Here is a 15,729-nt window from a genome sequence, read left to right on the forward strand (position 1 = left end):
CTAAAAAAGACATGTACATAATGCATGGGTGGGAAGGAAAAAACAAGAATATGTAAACAATATTCTACAAAAAAGATAGAAGACTGGGAGAGTTGAACGAAAAAATCAAGAGAAAAGCTTTGCTTTACGTGAGCTTTTCTCTTGATTTTTTAGAAAGAGGAACATTTACTGAATATCCCTGCGTTTAATTCTTATTATTCTTATACCATGCCGTCTTTACTTGCGACCATCTAATTCTCCTTTAATAGCCAGAAGCTCTTCTTTAATCGCCTTCAACCGATTCATGATTTCATAATTCCGGACAGTAGCTTCTTTATTATCTTTCAAACGTTGGCGAGCGCCCGGAAGCGTCATGCCTTTCTCTTTCACCAGATGATAGATGAGCCCGATTGTTTCCACATCTTCTTTACGATATTGGCGTATTCCTCTACCGGCAGTCTTGGGGGAAATCTGCGGAAACTCCTTTTCCCAAAAACGGAGCAGAGAAGTATTGACTCCGAACATATCGGCAACTTCTCCTATGGAATAATATAGTTTCAGTTCTTTATCCGTATTAAGCATAATACCCCTGTCTTTTTTTAGAATTAATCGAATACCTTACCGTGGTTGGCAGCCAACTGAATCATCTTTTCGTAATCCTCAGCACTTAAATCCATGAAATAATAATTCACCGGATTCACCACCTGTCCCTTCACGTGCACTTCATAATGGAGATGCGGCCCGGTACTCTTTCCCGTACTACCCACTTTTCCAATCACCTCTCCACGCACCACTTTCTTTCCGACTTTCGTATTAAACCCCTGCAAGTGAGCATATCGAGTGAGATATCCAAAGCCATGATCAATCTCAATGGTATTGCCATATCCGGTTTCCCATCCTACCTTTACCACAGTTCCGTCTCCGGTAGCATACACATCCGTTCCCGGATGAGCGGAAAAGTCCATTCCCGCATGGAACTTCGTCGTACCGTAAATAGGATCAATACGTGTACCATAACCGGAAGCCGTCTGACGAAGGTCCCTATTGGAAATAGGCTGAATGGCAGGAATACATTTCAACATTTCATCATGATTCTTGCACATATCCACCACGTCATCGAAAGATTTCGATTGGATATAGAGCCGTTTAGATAGAACATCCAACTTCTGAGTAGTATTCACCACCAGTTTCGCATTCGCTAAGTCCATCAGTTCCTCATAACGGTTCGTACCTCCGTAACCGGCCTGACGGATGGCGGGAGAAACGGGATCGGACTGCAGGATTACCCGATAGAGGTTATCATCACGCTGCTGAATATCCTGAAGTACCCCCATAGCATCGTCCAAACGACGGGAAAGTACATTATATTGTGCCAAAAGACGGCTGTTTTCAATTCTTAATTCCTTCTCCGATGGAGAGCCGAAGATAAGAAGCAACACGATAAAACAGCCCGCTCCCAACCCCATACCATAGAAAAGCCGACGCAAAATACTAAGCGCACGCTGCCGTACGGTGGGGTAAATTCGATCGTATGTCTGCGTCTGTGGATTATAGATATAGTAAACTTTGCGCATCTTTTTGAAAATATTTCGCTTGTTAATACGGCAAAAGTAATAAAAACGAGCTATCTTTGCACTGTTTTTACGAATTTATGAGCTGTGATTTATGATTTATTGGAGATTCCTCCCTTCTCTCATATCCCACAGCCACATAGTTCATAATTCATAACTCATAATTCTTCATTATATGTTGACTGCAAAAGAGATCAGAGATTCATTCAAGAATTTCTTTGAGTCGAAAGGACACCACATCGTTCCGTCGGCTCCAATGGTGATTAAAGACGACCCTACCCTGATGTTTACCAATGCGGGTATGAACCAGTTTAAAGATATTATTTTGGGCAACCACCCGGCGAAATACAAAAGAGTCGCGGACTCTCAGAAATGTTTGCGCGTAAGCGGAAAGCACAATGACTTGGAGGAGGTAGGACACGATACTTACCATCATACCATGTTCGAAATGCTCGGCAACTGGTCGTTCGGCGATTACTTCAAGAAAGAAGCCATCAGTTGGGCATGGGAATATCTGGTAGATGTCTTGAAACTGAATCCGGAACATCTCTACGCAACCGTATTCGAAGGAAGTCCCGAAGAAGGATTGAGCCGTGACGACGAAGCCGCTTCTTATTGGGAACAATTCCTGCCGAAAGACCATATCATCAACGGCAACAAGCACGATAACTTCTGGGAAATGGGTGATACAGGACCTTGCGGCCCTTGTTCCGAAATCCACATCGACCTTCGTCCGGCAGAAGAACGTGCCAAGATTTCCGGCCGTGACCTCGTAAACCACGATCATCCGCAAGTAATCGAAATCTGGAATCTCGTATTCATGCAGTACAACCGTAAGGCGGACAGCAGTCTCGAGCCGCTTCCCGCAAAAGTGATCGACACCGGTATGGGATTCGAGCGTCTTTGTATGGCACTCCAAGGCAAAACGTCCAATTATGATACGGACGTATTCCAGCCAATGCTGAAAGCGATTGCAGCCATGTCGGACACTGAATACGGAAAAGACAAGCAGCAAGATATCGCCATGCGTGTGATTGCCGACCACATCCGTACCATTGCGTTCTCTATCACGGACGGTCAGTTGCCTTCCAACGCTAAAGCAGGTTATGTGATCCGTCGTATCCTCCGCCGTGCCGTCCGTTATGGCTATACATTCCTCGGACAGAAGCAAGCATTCATGTACAAGTTGCTTCCTGTGCTGATTGAGAATATGGGTGAGGCTTATCCGGAACTGATTGCACAAAAGACATTGATTGAAAAGGTAATCAAAGAAGAAGAAGAATCATTCCTCCGCACATTGGAGACAGGCATCCGTCTGTTGGATAAAACAATGGAAGATACCAAAGCTGCCGGAAAAACAGAAATCAGCGGTAAAGACGCCTTTACCTTATATGATACTTTCGGGTTCCCGCTCGACTTGACAGAACTGATTCTCCGTGAAAACGGTATGATCGTCAACATCGAAGAGTTCAACGAAGAGATGCAACAGCAGAAGCAACGTGCCCGTAACGCTGCCGCAATCGAAACCGGTGACTGGATCACGCTGAAAGAAGGGACGACCGAATTCGTCGGTTACGACTATACGGAATACGAAGCTTCAATTCTTCGCTATCGCCAGATCAGGCAAAAAAACCAGACCTTGTATCAGATTGTACTAGACTATACTCCGTTCTATGCGGAAAGCGGTGGTCAAGTGGGTGATACCGGTGTGTTGGTAAGCGAGTTCGAAACAATTGAAGTGATCGACACCAAGAAAGAAAACAACCTTCCGATACATATTACCAAAAAGTTACCCGAACATCCGGAAGCTCCGATGATGGCCTGTGTAGACACCGACAAACGCGCTGCCTGCGCAGCCAATCACTCGGCCACTCACTTACTGGACTCCGCTCTCCGTGAAGTTTTGGGTGAACACGTAGAACAGAAAGGTTCGTTGGTTACACCGGATTCCTTACGTTTCGACTTCTCTCATTTCCAGAAAGTGACCGATGAAGAAATCCGCAAAGTAGAGCACATTGTCAACGCCAAGATACGTGCCAACATTCCTTTGAAGGAATACCGCAATATTCCTATCGAAGAAGCGAAAGAGCTGGGTGCTATCGCTCTCTTCGGCGAGAAGTACGGCGACAGAGTGCGTGTGATACAGTTTGGATCTTCCATCGAATTCTGTGGAGGTACACACGTAGCTGCTACAGGAAACATTGGTATGGTGAAAATCATCTCCGAAAGTTCCGTTGCTGCCGGTGTCCGCCGTATCGAGGCTTACACAGGAGCACGGGTAGAAGAAATGCTGGACACTATTCAAGACACCCTCAATGACTTGAAAGCTCTCTTCAACAATACTCCGGATCTGGGTATCGCTATCCGTAAATACATTGACGAAAACGCAGGTTTGAAGAAGCAGGTGGAAGACTTCATGAAAGAAAAAGAAGCAGCCTTGAAAGAAAGACTGTTGAAAAATATACAGGAAGTAAACGGTGTCAAGGTTATTAAGCTTTGCGCTCCACTGCCTGCAGAAGTGGTGAAGAACATTGCTTTCCAACTTCGCGGTGAAATTACGGAAAACTTGTTCTTCGTAGCCGGAAGCACGGACAATGGCAAACCGATGTTGACAGTCATGTTGAGCGACAACCTCGTAGCAACCGGCCTGAAGGCAGGCAACTTGGTGAAAGAGGCCGCCAAGCTGATTCAAGGTGGCGGCGGTGGTCAACCGCACTTTGCTACCGCCGGAGGTAAGAATGCCGACGGACTACCGGCAGCAGTTGAAAAAGTGATAGAGCTGGCAGGAATCTAAAATAGAAAACTGAAAGTCTAGTTTATAATAAAGAGAAACTTGGGGGACAACAAGTTTCTCTTTATTGTTTGAGGATAGTGTCTTATTATCATAATCACATGACAAAAAACATATATGGAACCGAATAAAAGTAACATAATCATATACCAAACCGAAGACGGGCAAACTCGTATAGAAGTAAGAATGGAAGAGGAGACCGTGTGGCTTTCCTAACAGCAACTATCCGATCTTTATCAAACTTCAAGAACCCGAGAACCAATGTGGTGGAACACATCAAACATATTTATGAAGAAAGAGAATCAGATGAAATATCAACCTGTCGGAAATTCCGACAGGTTCGAATGCAAGGAGCAGGTAATGTCAGCCATAATCAAGCGATGGATAAAGCGACCCAAGAATACCACAAATTCGAAGTACGCACACTGTCACCTGTCGAACAGGAATATTTAAGAACTATTCAACCGCTAAATAAAAAAGCTAAAGATAAGAACCGAGAGAAACCGACAAAATAAATTCATTGTTATAAGACATCTAGAAAAGATTTTCTATCTTTGCCAACAGATTAATTATTTTCTTATCCTTCAAATAAATAAAATAAGTAATCACTAATACCTAAAGAGCAATGAGAACGCCTATTTATCTATGCTTGCTGTTAACCTGCATGCTGGTTTCCTGTACCCCTACGCAAGAAAAACACGAAACAGATTACACATTGTACGTAAATCCGTTCATCGGAACCGACTTCACCGGAAACACGTATCCCGGTGCTCAAGCTCCTTTCGGCATGGTGCAGCTCAGCCCTGACAACGGACTTCCCGGTTGGGACCGCATCTCCGGTTATTTCTATCCGGACAGTACCATTGCCGGATTCAGCCACACCCACCTTTCCGGTACCGGAGCAGGAGATCTGTACGACATCTCTTTCATGCCTGTCACCCTTCCTTATAAAGAAGCGGAAGCGCCTCTAGGCATTCATTCCAAATTTTCTCATGAAGATGAGAGTGCCTACGCAGGTTATTATCAAGTACGATTGAAAGACTACAATATCAACGTCGAACTGACTGCAACCGAACGTTGCGGTATCCAACGTTACACCTTTCCCGAAGCCCAATCCGCCATCTTCCTAAATTTGAAAAAGGCTATGAATTGGGACTTCACTAATGATTCTTATATCGAAAAGGTAGACTCCGTTACCATTCAAGGCTACCGCTTCTCTGATGGCTGGGCACGCGACCAGCACATCTATTTCCGCACCCGTTTCTCCAAGCCTTTCGAGAAAATGGAACTGGACACTACGGCTATTATCAAAGACAACAAACGTATCGGTACAGCCGTCATCGCCCGCTTCGACTTCAATACCAAAGAAGGTGAGCAAATTCTCGTCAACACTGCCATTTCCGGCACAAGCATGGACGGTGCAGCCAAAAACCTGCAAGCGGAAGTCCCCGAAAACGACTTCGATAAATACCTGGCTGAAACGAAAGCGAATTGGAACCGCCAACTTGGTAAAATCGAAGTAAAAGGCAGTAACGAAGACGACAAAGTAAACTTCTACACCGCTCTCTATCATTCGATGATTGCCCCGACCATCTACAATGATGTGGACGGCGCTTACTACGGTCCTGATAAGAAAGTGCACCAGGCAGACGGCTGGGTGAACTACAGCACTTTCTCCCTGTGGGATACCTATCGTGCAGCCCATCCTCTCTTCACTTACACAGAGCCGGAGCGCGTCAACGACATGATAAAATCTTTCATTGCCTTCTACGAGCAAAATAACCGGTTGCCGGTATGGAACTTCTACGGAAGTGAAACAGACATGATGATCGGCTATCATGCCGTTCCTGTCATCGCAGACGCCTATCTGAAAGGTATCGGTGATTTTGATGCGGAGAAAGCATTGAACGCTTGTGTTGCGACCGCTAATCTGGACAGTTATCGCGGTATCGGGCTTTACAAAGAATTAGGATATATTCCCTACAACGTGACAGACCATTACAACGCTGAGAACTGGTCATTATCTAAAACCTTGGAATATGCCTTCGATGATTACTGTATTGCCGAAATGGCTAAGAAGATGGGCAAACAAGACATTGCGGACACATTCTACAAACGTTCCCGGAACTATAGAAATCTTTATAACCCGGAAACCTCTTTCATGCAACCGCGCGATGACAAGGGGCGCTTTATCAAAGGTTTCAAAGCCGACGACTATACTCCACACATCTGCGAAAGCAACGGATGGCAGTATTTTTGGTCAGTACAGCACGATATCGACGGATTGATAGACCTTGTAGGCGGCAAAAACAGATTTGCCGAGAAACTGGATAGTATGTTCACCTATCATCCAGCAGCAGACGCCGAACTTCCACTGTTCAGTACGGGAATGATCGGTCAATACGCACATGGAAACGAACCGAGCCATCATGTTATCTACCTTTTCAACTCAATAGGCTTCAATGAACGGACTCAATATTACGTGGCAAAAGTAATGAACGAACTTTATAAGAACGAGCCTGCCGGTCTTTGCGGCAACGAAGATTGCGGGCAAATGTCGGCATGGTATGTATTCAGCGCAATGGGCTTCTATCCGGTAAATCCGGTCAGCGGCAAGTACGAAATAGGAACCCCGCTCTTCCCGGAAATGCAGTTGCATCTGACAAACGGTAAAACATTTACCGTACTGGCTCCTAATGTAAACAAGAAGAATATCTATATACAGTCAACCAAAGTAAACGGACACCCCTACGACAAAACGTATATCACCCATGAACAAATCATGAGTGGAGCCACCGTAGAATTCGAGATGGGCAGTACCCCAAAAACAATCGGAGTCATATTCGAAGAAAAACGGCCTTAAGTATATCTGAACTAATATCTATTGAGAGAATGAATGAAAACTTCGATGTAACCTACAAAGCATTATTCCGCAAGTACTACCCCAGCCTCATCTTCTACGCCACCCGCCTGATAGGGGAAGAGGAGGCGGAAGATGTGGTACAGGATGTCTTTGTGGAGCTATGGAGACGGAAAGACAGCATAGAGATAGGCGACCAGATACAGGCTTTTCTCTACCGTGCCGTCTACACCCGTGCCCTCAACGTGTTGAAACATCGCAATGTGGAAGACGGCTACTGTGCTGCTATGGAAGAAATCAACCAAAGACGTGCAGAATTCTATCAGCCGGACAACAATGAAGTAATCCGGCGAATTGAAGACAGAGAACTCCGTAAAGAGATCTACAACGCCATTAATGAATTGCCGGACAAGTGCAAGGAAGTTTTCAAGCTAAGCTATCTGCACGAAATGAAAAACAAGGAGATAGCCGATGTTCTCGGTATTTCACTCCGCACGGTAGAGGCTCATATGTACAAGGCCTTGAAGTACTTGCGCAGCCGCCTCGATCCGCTTTGGATAATTCTTTTCTTATTTTTATGAGAAGACTGATAAGTGTTTTTATGTCCTGAATTGTATTATTAATATGAAGGAAAAGAAAATGAGTAATCTAAGTGAAGATATAATCAACAGATATCTGACAGGACAATGTTCCGAAGAGGAACTTATCGAAGTGAACGCTTGGATGAAGGAATCGGAAGAAAATGCCCTCCGGTTATTTCGTATGGAAGAAATTTATCATTTAGGTAAATTCGGCCGATATACCGATGGACAACGGATACTTCGTGCAGAAAAACAGCTTTATAAGAAATTGGACGAAGAGCAAGGGAAACGGAATAAAATACTGCGCATACATCGTTGGATGAAATATGCAGCAGTCATTGCTATAATATTCGCCATCAGCGGTGGAATCGGATATTGGTCTCATAATGGATCCGACCAGCAAATGATGGTTGCAGTTGCCGGTGAAGGTATTGTGAAGGAAGTTGTCCTGCCGGATGGTACTAAAGTCTGGCTAAACAACTCGGCTACCTTAAAATACCCGCGTGAGTTTTCCGAAAACGAGCGTAATGTGCATTTGGAAGGAGAAGCTTACTTCGAAGTAACCAAAAACCGCCACAAGCCATTCACAGTACAAAGTGACGCCATGTGCGTACGTGTATTGGGGACAACATTCAATTTCAAATGCGACAAACGTTGCCGGATAGCCGAAGCCACCTTGATTGAAGGTGAAATCGAAGTGAAAGGCAACAAAGAAGAAGGACAAATCATCCTTACTCCCGGACAGCGTGCGGAACTGAACAAAAGTAACGGACGGCTGACCGTGAAACAAGTAGATGCCAAGTTAGATGCAGTATGGCATAACAACCTGATTCCATTCCAAAAAGCGGATATATTTGCAATAACCAGAACATTGGAACGTTTCTATGATGTAAAGATTATACTGTCTCCCGATATACAACCGGATAAAACTTACTCCGGTGTACTGAAAAGGAAATCCAACATCGAATCCGTATTGAAATCATTGCAGAACTCCATACCTATTAATTATAAAATTGTCGGAAACAATATCTTTATTTCTCCCAAATAAGAAGTACAAGGTATCACGACAAAACTAAAAAGTTATTAATACCATGAAATTGAAAACATTCCTAACAGTAGGATGTTTAGGAGGTTTATTCACACTTAGCTCCTGTACAGCCCCCACGAATACGAAAGACTATAGTGCTCACGTCAACCCTTTCATCGGTACCGGCGGACATGGTCATACTTTCCCCGGAGCAGTAGTTCCGCACGGCATGATTCAGCCTAGTCCGGACACCCGAATTGACGGATGGGATGCTTGTTCCGGTTACTATTATGCCGACTCTACTATCAATGGCTTCTCCCACACACACGTCAGTGGAACAGGTTGTTGCGACTACGGAGACGTACTGTTTATGCCAACTGTCGGCAAACAACAATACCTGACTACCGATCCTCAAAGTCAAATACTAGCCTATGCTTCTTCTTTTTCCCACGAGAATGAAGTAGCAGAACCGGGATATTATGCTGTTTTTCTGGACACTTATCAGGTAAAAGCAGAAATATCAGCCACCAAACGTGGAGCTATCCACCGTTATACTTTTCCCGAAAGTACCGAATCCGGTTTCATCATTGATTTAGATTACAGCCTGCAACGCCAGACCAACTCGGAAATGAAAATCGAAATAATCAGTGATACGGAAATCTGCGGACATAAAAAAACGACCTATTGGGCTTTCGACCAATATATTAATTTCTATGCCAAATTTTCCAAACCATTCTCTTATACATTGATTGCGGATTCCATTACCATGGATGACGGTAAACGGCTTCCCATATGCAAAGCGCTACTGCATTTCGAGACAAAGAAGGACGAACAGGTGCTTGTAAAAACAGGGATTTCTGCCGTCGACATGGAAGGGGCACGCAAGAATGTCGAATCAGAGATTCCGGGATGGGATTTCGATAAGGTACGCAAAGACGCACGTCGGGCGTGGAATCAATATCTGTCCAAAATAGACATTACTACCTCGGACAAAGAAGATAAAGCCATCTTCTACTCTGCCCTCTATCATACGGGAATCAGCCCGAACCTGCTCAGCGATGCGGACGGACGTTATTTAGGAATGGATCTCGAAGTACATCAGGGAGATACGATAAACCCGGTGTATACGGTATTCTCATTATGGGACACCTTCCGTGCATTGCATCCGTTAATGACAATTATCGCCCCCGATTTGAACAATCAATTTATAAATTCACTGATAAAGAAACACCAGGAAGGCGGAATATATCCGATGTGGGACCTGGCTTCCAACTATACCGGAACCATGATTGGTTACCACGCAGTCCCCGTCATTGTAGACGCTTATATGAAAGGATACCGTAATTTCGACGCCAAAGAAGCCTACAAAGCCTGTCTGCGCGCAGCCGAATATGATACAACCGGCATTCAATGCCCGGAACTGGTACTTCCGCATCTCATGCCGAAAGCGAAATATTATAAAAATTCCATCGGCTATATTCCCTGCGACCGTGAAAATGAGTCTGTAGCCAAAGCCTTGGAGTACGCATATGACGATTGGTGTATCTCTATTTTTGCAGAAGCAATGAACGATTTTGAATCCAAAGCCAAATATGAACGTTTTGCCAAAGCATACGAATTCTATTTCGACAAATCAACCCGCTTCATGCGCGGACTTGACTCGAAAGGAGAATGGCGCATCCCGTTCAATCCGCGTGCATCCACCCACCGCAACGATGATTATTGTGAAGGAACAGCCTGGCAATGGACTTGGTTTGTGCCTCATGATGTAGACGGGTTGGTCAATCTGATGGGCGGTGAGGATGCATTCGCCCAGAAACTCGATTCGTTATTCACAGCCGATTCATCACTCGAAGGTGAAACGACATCGTCAGACATCAGCGGACTTATCGGTCAATATGCACATGGCAACGAACCCAGCCATCATGTGATCCATTTGTATAATTACGTAAATCGCCCGTGGAGGACACAAGAACTGGTAGATAGTGTCTATCGCAGTCAGTATGCCAACAGTGTAGACGGATTATCCGGTAATGAGGATTGCGGTCAGATGTCTGCGTGGTACGTTCTCAACTCCATGGGGTTCTATCAGGTGTGTCCGGGAAAACCGGTATATTCCATCGGACGTCCCGTGTTTGACAAAGCAGTGATCAATCTGCCCGAAGACAAGACATTCAGTATAATAGTAAAAAACAATTCCAAAAAGAATAAATACATCGAAAGCATATCACTAAACGGCGAGTCTCTGAATACTCCATTTTTCAACCACCAAGACATAGCAAATGGTGGAACAATGGAAATCAATATGAGCGACAAACCTAATAACAAAACACTTATACCATGAGAAGAACATTACTAATTGCTTGTGTACTTGGTTGTACACTCTTTGCCAAGGCAAAAGATTGGACGCAGTATGTAAACCCGTTAATGGGTTCTCAGTCTACTTTCGAGTTATCAACAGGTAATACTTATCCGGCCATTGCGCATCCTTGGGGAATGAACTTCTGGACTCCTCAAACAGGAAAAATGGGAGACGGATGGCAATATACCTATACTGCCAATAAGATCCGCGGTTTCAAACAGACCCACCAACCCAGTCCATGGATTAATGACTATGGTCAATTCTCCATCATGCCGATAGTCGGAAAGCCTGTATTTGACGAAGAGAAACGTGCCAGTTGGTTTGCACACAAAGGAGAAACAGCTACTCCTTATTATTATAAAGTATATCTCGCCGAACATGACATAGTGACGGAAATGGCACCTACGGAGCGTGCCGTCCTTTTCCGTTTCACTTTCCCTGAGAATGACCATTCATACATCGTAATAGATGCTTTCGACAAAGGTTCGTATATCAAAGTGATTCCCGAAGAAAACAAGGTTATCGGCTATACTACCCGCAATAGCGGTGGAGTTCCCGAAAACTTCAAGAATTACTTTATCATCGAGTTCGACAAACCTTTTACCTATAAAGCGACGGTAGCCAATGGCAATCTGCAAGAAAATGTTGCCGAACAAACAGCTGACCATGCCGGAGCAATCATCGGCTTCCGTACACATAAAGGAGAACAGGTGCACGCCCGCATCTCCTCCTCTTTTATCAGCTTCGAACAGGCCGCCACAAACATGAAAGAGCTGAGCAAAGACAATATAGAACAACTAGCCAAGAAAGGGAAAGATGCCTGGAATCAAGTTTTGGGCAAGATAGAAGTAGAAGGAGGAAATCTCGATCAATATCGTACGTTTTATTCATGTCTGTATCGTTCCTTACTTTTTCCACGTAAATTCTACGAACTGGATGCTACCGGGAAACCTATTCACTACAGCCCCTACAACGGACAAGTATTACCCGGTTATATGTATACCGACACAGGATTTTGGGATACATTCCGTTGCCTGTTCCCATTATTGAACCTGATGTATCCTTCCATCAACAAGGAAATGCAGGAAGGACTTATCAATACGTACAAAGAAAGCGGCTTCTTTCCCGAATGGGCAAGTCCCGGACACAGAGGATGTATGGTTGGCAACAATTCCGCCTCCGTCCTAGTAGATGCCTATATGAAAGGAGTCAGAGTAGACGACATAAAAACTTTGTATGAAGGCTTGCTTCACGGAACAGAGAATGTGCATCCTCAAGTTTCTTCAACAGGTCGCTTAGGACACGAATACTACAACAAACTGGGTTACGTTCCATATGACGTAAAAATCAACGAGAACGCTGCCCGCACTTTGGAATACGCTTACAATGATTGGTGTATTTATAAACTAGCCAAAGAGTTGAAACGTCCCCAAAAAGAAATCAACCGCTTTGCCAAGCGTGCCATGAACTATAAGAACCTTTTCGATAAAGAGTCTAAATTAATGCACGGACGTAATGCAGACGGTACATTCCAATCTCCGTTCTCTCCGCTGAAATGGGGTGACGCCTTTACGGAGGGCAATAGCTGGCACTATACTTGGTCTGTATTCCACGATCCTCAAGGACTTATCGACCTGATGGGCGGAAAAGATGAATTTATTACCATGATGGACTCCGTATTCGCCGTACCTCCCGTTTTCGATGAAAGCTACTACGGGCAAGTGATTCACGAAATCCGTGAAATGACCGTTATGAATATGGGGAACTATGCACATGGCAACCAGCCTATCCAGCACATGATATATTTGTACGACTATGCAGGTCAGCCCTGGAAAGCTCAATACTGGCTACGTCAGGTTATGGACAGGATGTACACTCCGACACCGGACGGCTATTGTGGTGATGAAGACAACGGGCAGACTTCCGCCTGGTATGTATTTTCGGCATTAGGCTTCTACCCTGTTTGTCCGGGAACGGACGAATATATCATAGGTGCTCCGCTGTTCAAGAAAGCCACACTTCATTTTGAGAACGGCAACAGTCTGGTCATTGACGCTCCAAACAACAACAAAAAGAATTTCTATATCAACTCCATGAGTTTCAACGGAACCGATTATACCAAGAATTATCTTTGTCATGGAGATTTATTCAAAGGTGGCACTATCAAAGTAGATATGAGCAACCAACCGAACAAGAACAGAGGAACGAAAGAAGAGGATATGCCTTATTCTTTTTCTAAAGAATAAAAAAACTTAAGACATAATAAAATCCTATTTATCAAGATTCCGGCTGATAAAAAACAACCTGAAAGTATCTTCTTACTTTCAGGTTGTTTTTATCTTCTCTTAATTACTTTTTCACTACCTTTGCTCACACAAACAAAATTCATGAGCATGAAAGAAAAACTTGACTTTTCAGAAGTTCCTTATCAATACTCGATGTGCCTTAACCGGCAATGTCCGAAAGCCGACATATGCCTTAGACAACTCGCCGAACAAAGTATACCGGAAAAGGTCGAACATTGGACAATTATTAGTCCCAAGCGTTTAACTACTACAAAAGGAGATTGTCCTTATTATCGTTCCAATATCAAAGCGAGCTATGCAAAAGGATTCATCGGCATCTTGGAAAGTCTGCCTCATAAGCAAATGGAAAATGTAATCATACATTTAATGAGTTTTTTCAGTCGAAGAACCTATTATCGTGTCCGCAAAGGTGAACGTTTACTCTCTCCTGCCGAGCAGCAGCAAGTTTTGAATGTCCTTAAATATTGTGGTGTTTTACAACCACCTAAGTTCGATGAGTATATCGAAGCTTATGATTGGTGACAAGCTTTAAATGCTATGACAGTAACATTCTATTGGCACAGTTATGCCATCGAGGTGGCACGCTTGTGACAAGGTGATAGCACAGTCATGCCACTACGGTGGCACAAATCATTAAAACCAAGGAAATAATGCCACCTTGAGATGTTCCTCCGTATGATATCCGTGTAACCCTACATCCCCCAAAGCCTATCCCGACTACCCGCTTTTTGGCTATAGCTTATAGCAATGACTTGTACGACTTCTTGTCGCACTGAATGCTTAAAGACACAAAAAGGCAACTAACCCGTTATAAACTAGTTGCCTTATTTTTATTATTTTAGGAATAACCCTTATTAATACATCTGAAGTAAACAGAAACAAAAATCTCCTTTTTCTTTGTTTTGTATCAAACAAAGAAAAAGGAGACTGCCTTATACAAATGTTATATTTATCTCATAATTGACTAAATGGAATCGCAGAAATACCCTCTATGTGAAACCTCATCTTTAATGAATGAAAAGATTCCCCATATACGCCTGCCATCATTTTTTATAATCTCTAAAGTTACCGGCTCATTCTGGTAATATATATAATTAGGATAAAAATAACTATAATATGAGAAAGAAGCATCCATCTTTTTTCCTTCACTCTTATCACCGCTAAACGTTAATAAAGAATAATAAACATTGTAATATTCCCATCCATAAGTTACTTGCCCATTTTGTTGCTCATTTTTAAAGCTAACTGCCAATCCTCCTATAATTTGGTCATTGTCATCCAAATAATAGCGGCGCGAGTTATCGGCAACAATCGCTTGTATTTCTTCTTCTGTATAAGTCTTGTCTGTCGGAAGAACACGTATGATACAAGTCGCCTTCAAATTCAGAATATCAGTAACCGTAATTGTAGCAACAAGGTCTGTATCCGAATTCTTAAGTATACCTGTGATTTTAACTGCTCCTAAAGCAGTTACGGAAACTTGTATATCCTGATTATCAGAGACAACTTTATAGCCGCCGTTACCATCTACAACGTTTATCGTTACAGCGAACGACTTTCCAACAGCACCTTCTGCTTCCACATTCGTTTCGTCTAGTTTGAGAACATCAGTACGATGCGCTGATATACAAACGTCAAATACAGATATCATGCCCAAAACATCAGTAACGGTAACAGCTGCAGTTGTAGGAGTTTCTATGTCTTCTGGCTTTCCCATTATGGTAATCGTTCCGCTTTCCGAAGCAGAAACAGTTACTTTCGGATTATCAGATACAACCTTATAACCGCCATTACCCTCTATTATATTAACTGTTGCATACGCTGATATATTAAGGAGAGATTCAATCTCCACTTCTGTTTTATCCAATTCTATTACATCTGTAAGGCCTACCAGTATCGGTTTCTTTTCATAATAACCATTTTTATCGGATACCACGATATAAGTTTTACCAATACTGATACCTTTTATCATGATCTTTCCGTCTACAACTTCCGCCTTTGCAATATTTTCATTAGTCGAAAAAGCATTGTATTCGCCACCACCTTGCAATATTTCAAGCTCGGCGTCGGTATCTTCTCCGATTTTCACAAATAATGCATCTTCAGCAACCATCAATTCAGGATTCGAAGGCGGTGTATCTATTCCCGGTTCATCATCATTACCACAGCTGAAAAATGACAGTACCACAACAGTCATCAACATGGTTTTATATATAATCTTCATACTCATATCTATTTTTATTTTCATATAT

General features: G+C 43.4%; 10 protein-coding genes and 1 pseudogene. 8 read left to right on the forward strand and 3 right to left on the reverse strand.

The genetic code is table 11. The features are described 5' to 3' along the window. Positions 1 to 216: 216 nt before the first annotated feature. Together BACFIN_RS16535 and BACFIN_RS16530 are read right to left on the reverse strand one after the other, a co-directional pair. Complete coding sequence (locus tag BACFIN_RS16535) at positions 217 to 561, reverse strand: MerR family transcriptional regulator (RefSeq protein ID WP_007749190.1); 345 nt, start codon at positions 559 to 561, stop codon at positions 217 to 219. Between the two features lie 23 nt (positions 562 to 584). Continuing rightward, positions 585 to 1,553, reverse strand: coding sequence for a M23 family metallopeptidase (locus BACFIN_RS16530; protein ID WP_032839181.1), 969 nt, complete (start codon positions 1,551 to 1,553; stop codon positions 585 to 587). A gap of 172 nt (positions 1,554 to 1,725) precedes the next feature. Between BACFIN_RS16530 and alaS the strand changes: the two genes are divergently transcribed. The 8 genes and pseudogenes from alaS to BACFIN_RS16490 all read left to right on the forward strand — a co-directional run bounded on the left by alaS (position 1,726) and on the right by BACFIN_RS16490 (position 13,999). Next, positions 1,726 to 4,344 carry an alanine--tRNA ligase gene (gene alaS / locus BACFIN_RS16525; protein ID WP_007749200.1) on the forward strand — a complete coding sequence of 873 codons (2,619 nt, stop codon included), beginning with the start codon at positions 1,726 to 1,728 and terminating at the stop codon, positions 4,342 to 4,344. Between the two features lie 114 nt (positions 4,345 to 4,458). Further along, positions 4,459 to 4,697 (forward strand): annotated as a pseudogene (locus BACFIN_RS23835) (cell filamentation protein Fic); the annotation flags it as partial. Between the two features lie 269 nt (positions 4,698 to 4,966). After that, the gene (locus tag BACFIN_RS16515) at positions 4,967 to 7,204 is read left to right on the forward strand and encodes a GH92 family glycosyl hydrolase (protein WP_022276168.1); all 2,238 of its coding nucleotides are present in this window, start codon (positions 4,967 to 4,969) and stop codon (positions 7,202 to 7,204) included. A 29-nt stretch (positions 7,205 to 7,233) separates the two neighbouring features. Further along, a complete protein-coding gene (locus BACFIN_RS16510) occupies positions 7,234 to 7,782 on the forward strand; it encodes an RNA polymerase sigma-70 factor (RefSeq protein ID WP_007749203.1) in 549 nt (182 codons plus the stop codon). A gap of 43 nt (positions 7,783 to 7,825) precedes the next feature. After that, positions 7,826 to 8,830: a FecR family protein gene (locus tag BACFIN_RS16505; RefSeq protein WP_007749204.1), complete on the forward strand. Its 1,005-nt coding sequence runs from the start codon at positions 7,826 to 7,828 to the stop codon at positions 8,828 to 8,830. A gap of 43 nt (positions 8,831 to 8,873) precedes the next feature. Next, positions 8,874 to 11,153: a GH92 family glycosyl hydrolase gene (locus tag BACFIN_RS16500; protein WP_007749205.1), complete on the forward strand. Its 2,280-nt coding sequence runs from the start codon at positions 8,874 to 8,876 to the stop codon at positions 11,151 to 11,153. Next, a complete protein-coding gene (locus BACFIN_RS16495; protein ID WP_007749206.1) occupies positions 11,150 to 13,417 on the forward strand; it encodes a GH92 family glycosyl hydrolase in 2,268 nt (755 codons plus the stop codon). The genes BACFIN_RS16500 and BACFIN_RS16495 overlap by 4 nt, the downstream gene beginning before the upstream one ends. Before the next feature lie 147 nt (positions 13,418 to 13,564). After that, positions 13,565 to 13,999, forward strand: a complete 435-nt coding sequence (locus BACFIN_RS16490; RefSeq protein ID WP_022276172.1) for a DUF6078 family protein — start codon at positions 13,565 to 13,567, stop codon at positions 13,997 to 13,999. Positions 14,000 to 14,441: 442 nt separating this feature from the next. Here BACFIN_RS16490 and BACFIN_RS21190 read toward each other — a convergent pair whose 3' ends face one another. Beyond that, complete coding sequence (locus BACFIN_RS21190; protein ID WP_007749210.1) at positions 14,442 to 15,725, reverse strand: hypothetical protein; 1,284 nt, start codon at positions 15,723 to 15,725, stop codon at positions 14,442 to 14,444. Positions 15,726 to 15,729 lie beyond the last annotated feature (4 nt).

Source organism: Bacteroides finegoldii DSM 17565 (genome assembly GCF_000156195.1).
Classification (GTDB): domain Bacteria; phylum Bacteroidota; class Bacteroidia; order Bacteroidales; family Bacteroidaceae; genus Bacteroides; species Bacteroides finegoldii.

What these genes read in the sequence shown, in the direction of transcription:
- BACFIN_RS16535 (WP_007749190.1), bottom strand. Translation starts at nt 561, where the DNA reads ATGCTTAATACGGATAAAGAACTGAAACTATATTATTCCATAGGAGAA.
- BACFIN_RS16530 (WP_032839181.1), bottom strand. Translation starts at nt 1,553, where the DNA reads ATGCGCAAAGTTTACTATATCTATAATCCACAGACGCAGACATACGAT.
- alaS (WP_007749200.1), top strand. Translation starts at nt 1,726, where the DNA reads ATGTTGACTGCAAAAGAGATCAGAGATTCATTCAAGAATTTCTTTGAG.
- BACFIN_RS16515 (WP_022276168.1), top strand. Translation starts at nt 4,967, where the DNA reads ATGAGAACGCCTATTTATCTATGCTTGCTGTTAACCTGCATGCTGGTT.
- BACFIN_RS16510 (WP_007749203.1), top strand. Translation starts at nt 7,234, where the DNA reads ATGAATGAAAACTTCGATGTAACCTACAAAGCATTATTCCGCAAGTAC.
- BACFIN_RS16505 (WP_007749204.1), top strand. Translation starts at nt 7,826, where the DNA reads ATGAAGGAAAAGAAAATGAGTAATCTAAGTGAAGATATAATCAACAGA.
- BACFIN_RS16500 (WP_007749205.1), top strand. Translation starts at nt 8,874, where the DNA reads ATGAAATTGAAAACATTCCTAACAGTAGGATGTTTAGGAGGTTTATTC.
- BACFIN_RS16495 (WP_007749206.1), top strand. Translation starts at nt 11,150, where the DNA reads ATGAGAAGAACATTACTAATTGCTTGTGTACTTGGTTGTACACTCTTT.
- BACFIN_RS16490 (WP_022276172.1), top strand. Translation starts at nt 13,565, where the DNA reads ATGAAAGAAAAACTTGACTTTTCAGAAGTTCCTTATCAATACTCGATG.
- BACFIN_RS21190 (WP_007749210.1), bottom strand. Translation starts at nt 15,725, where the DNA reads ATGAAAATAAAAATAGATATGAGTATGAAGATTATATATAAAACCATG.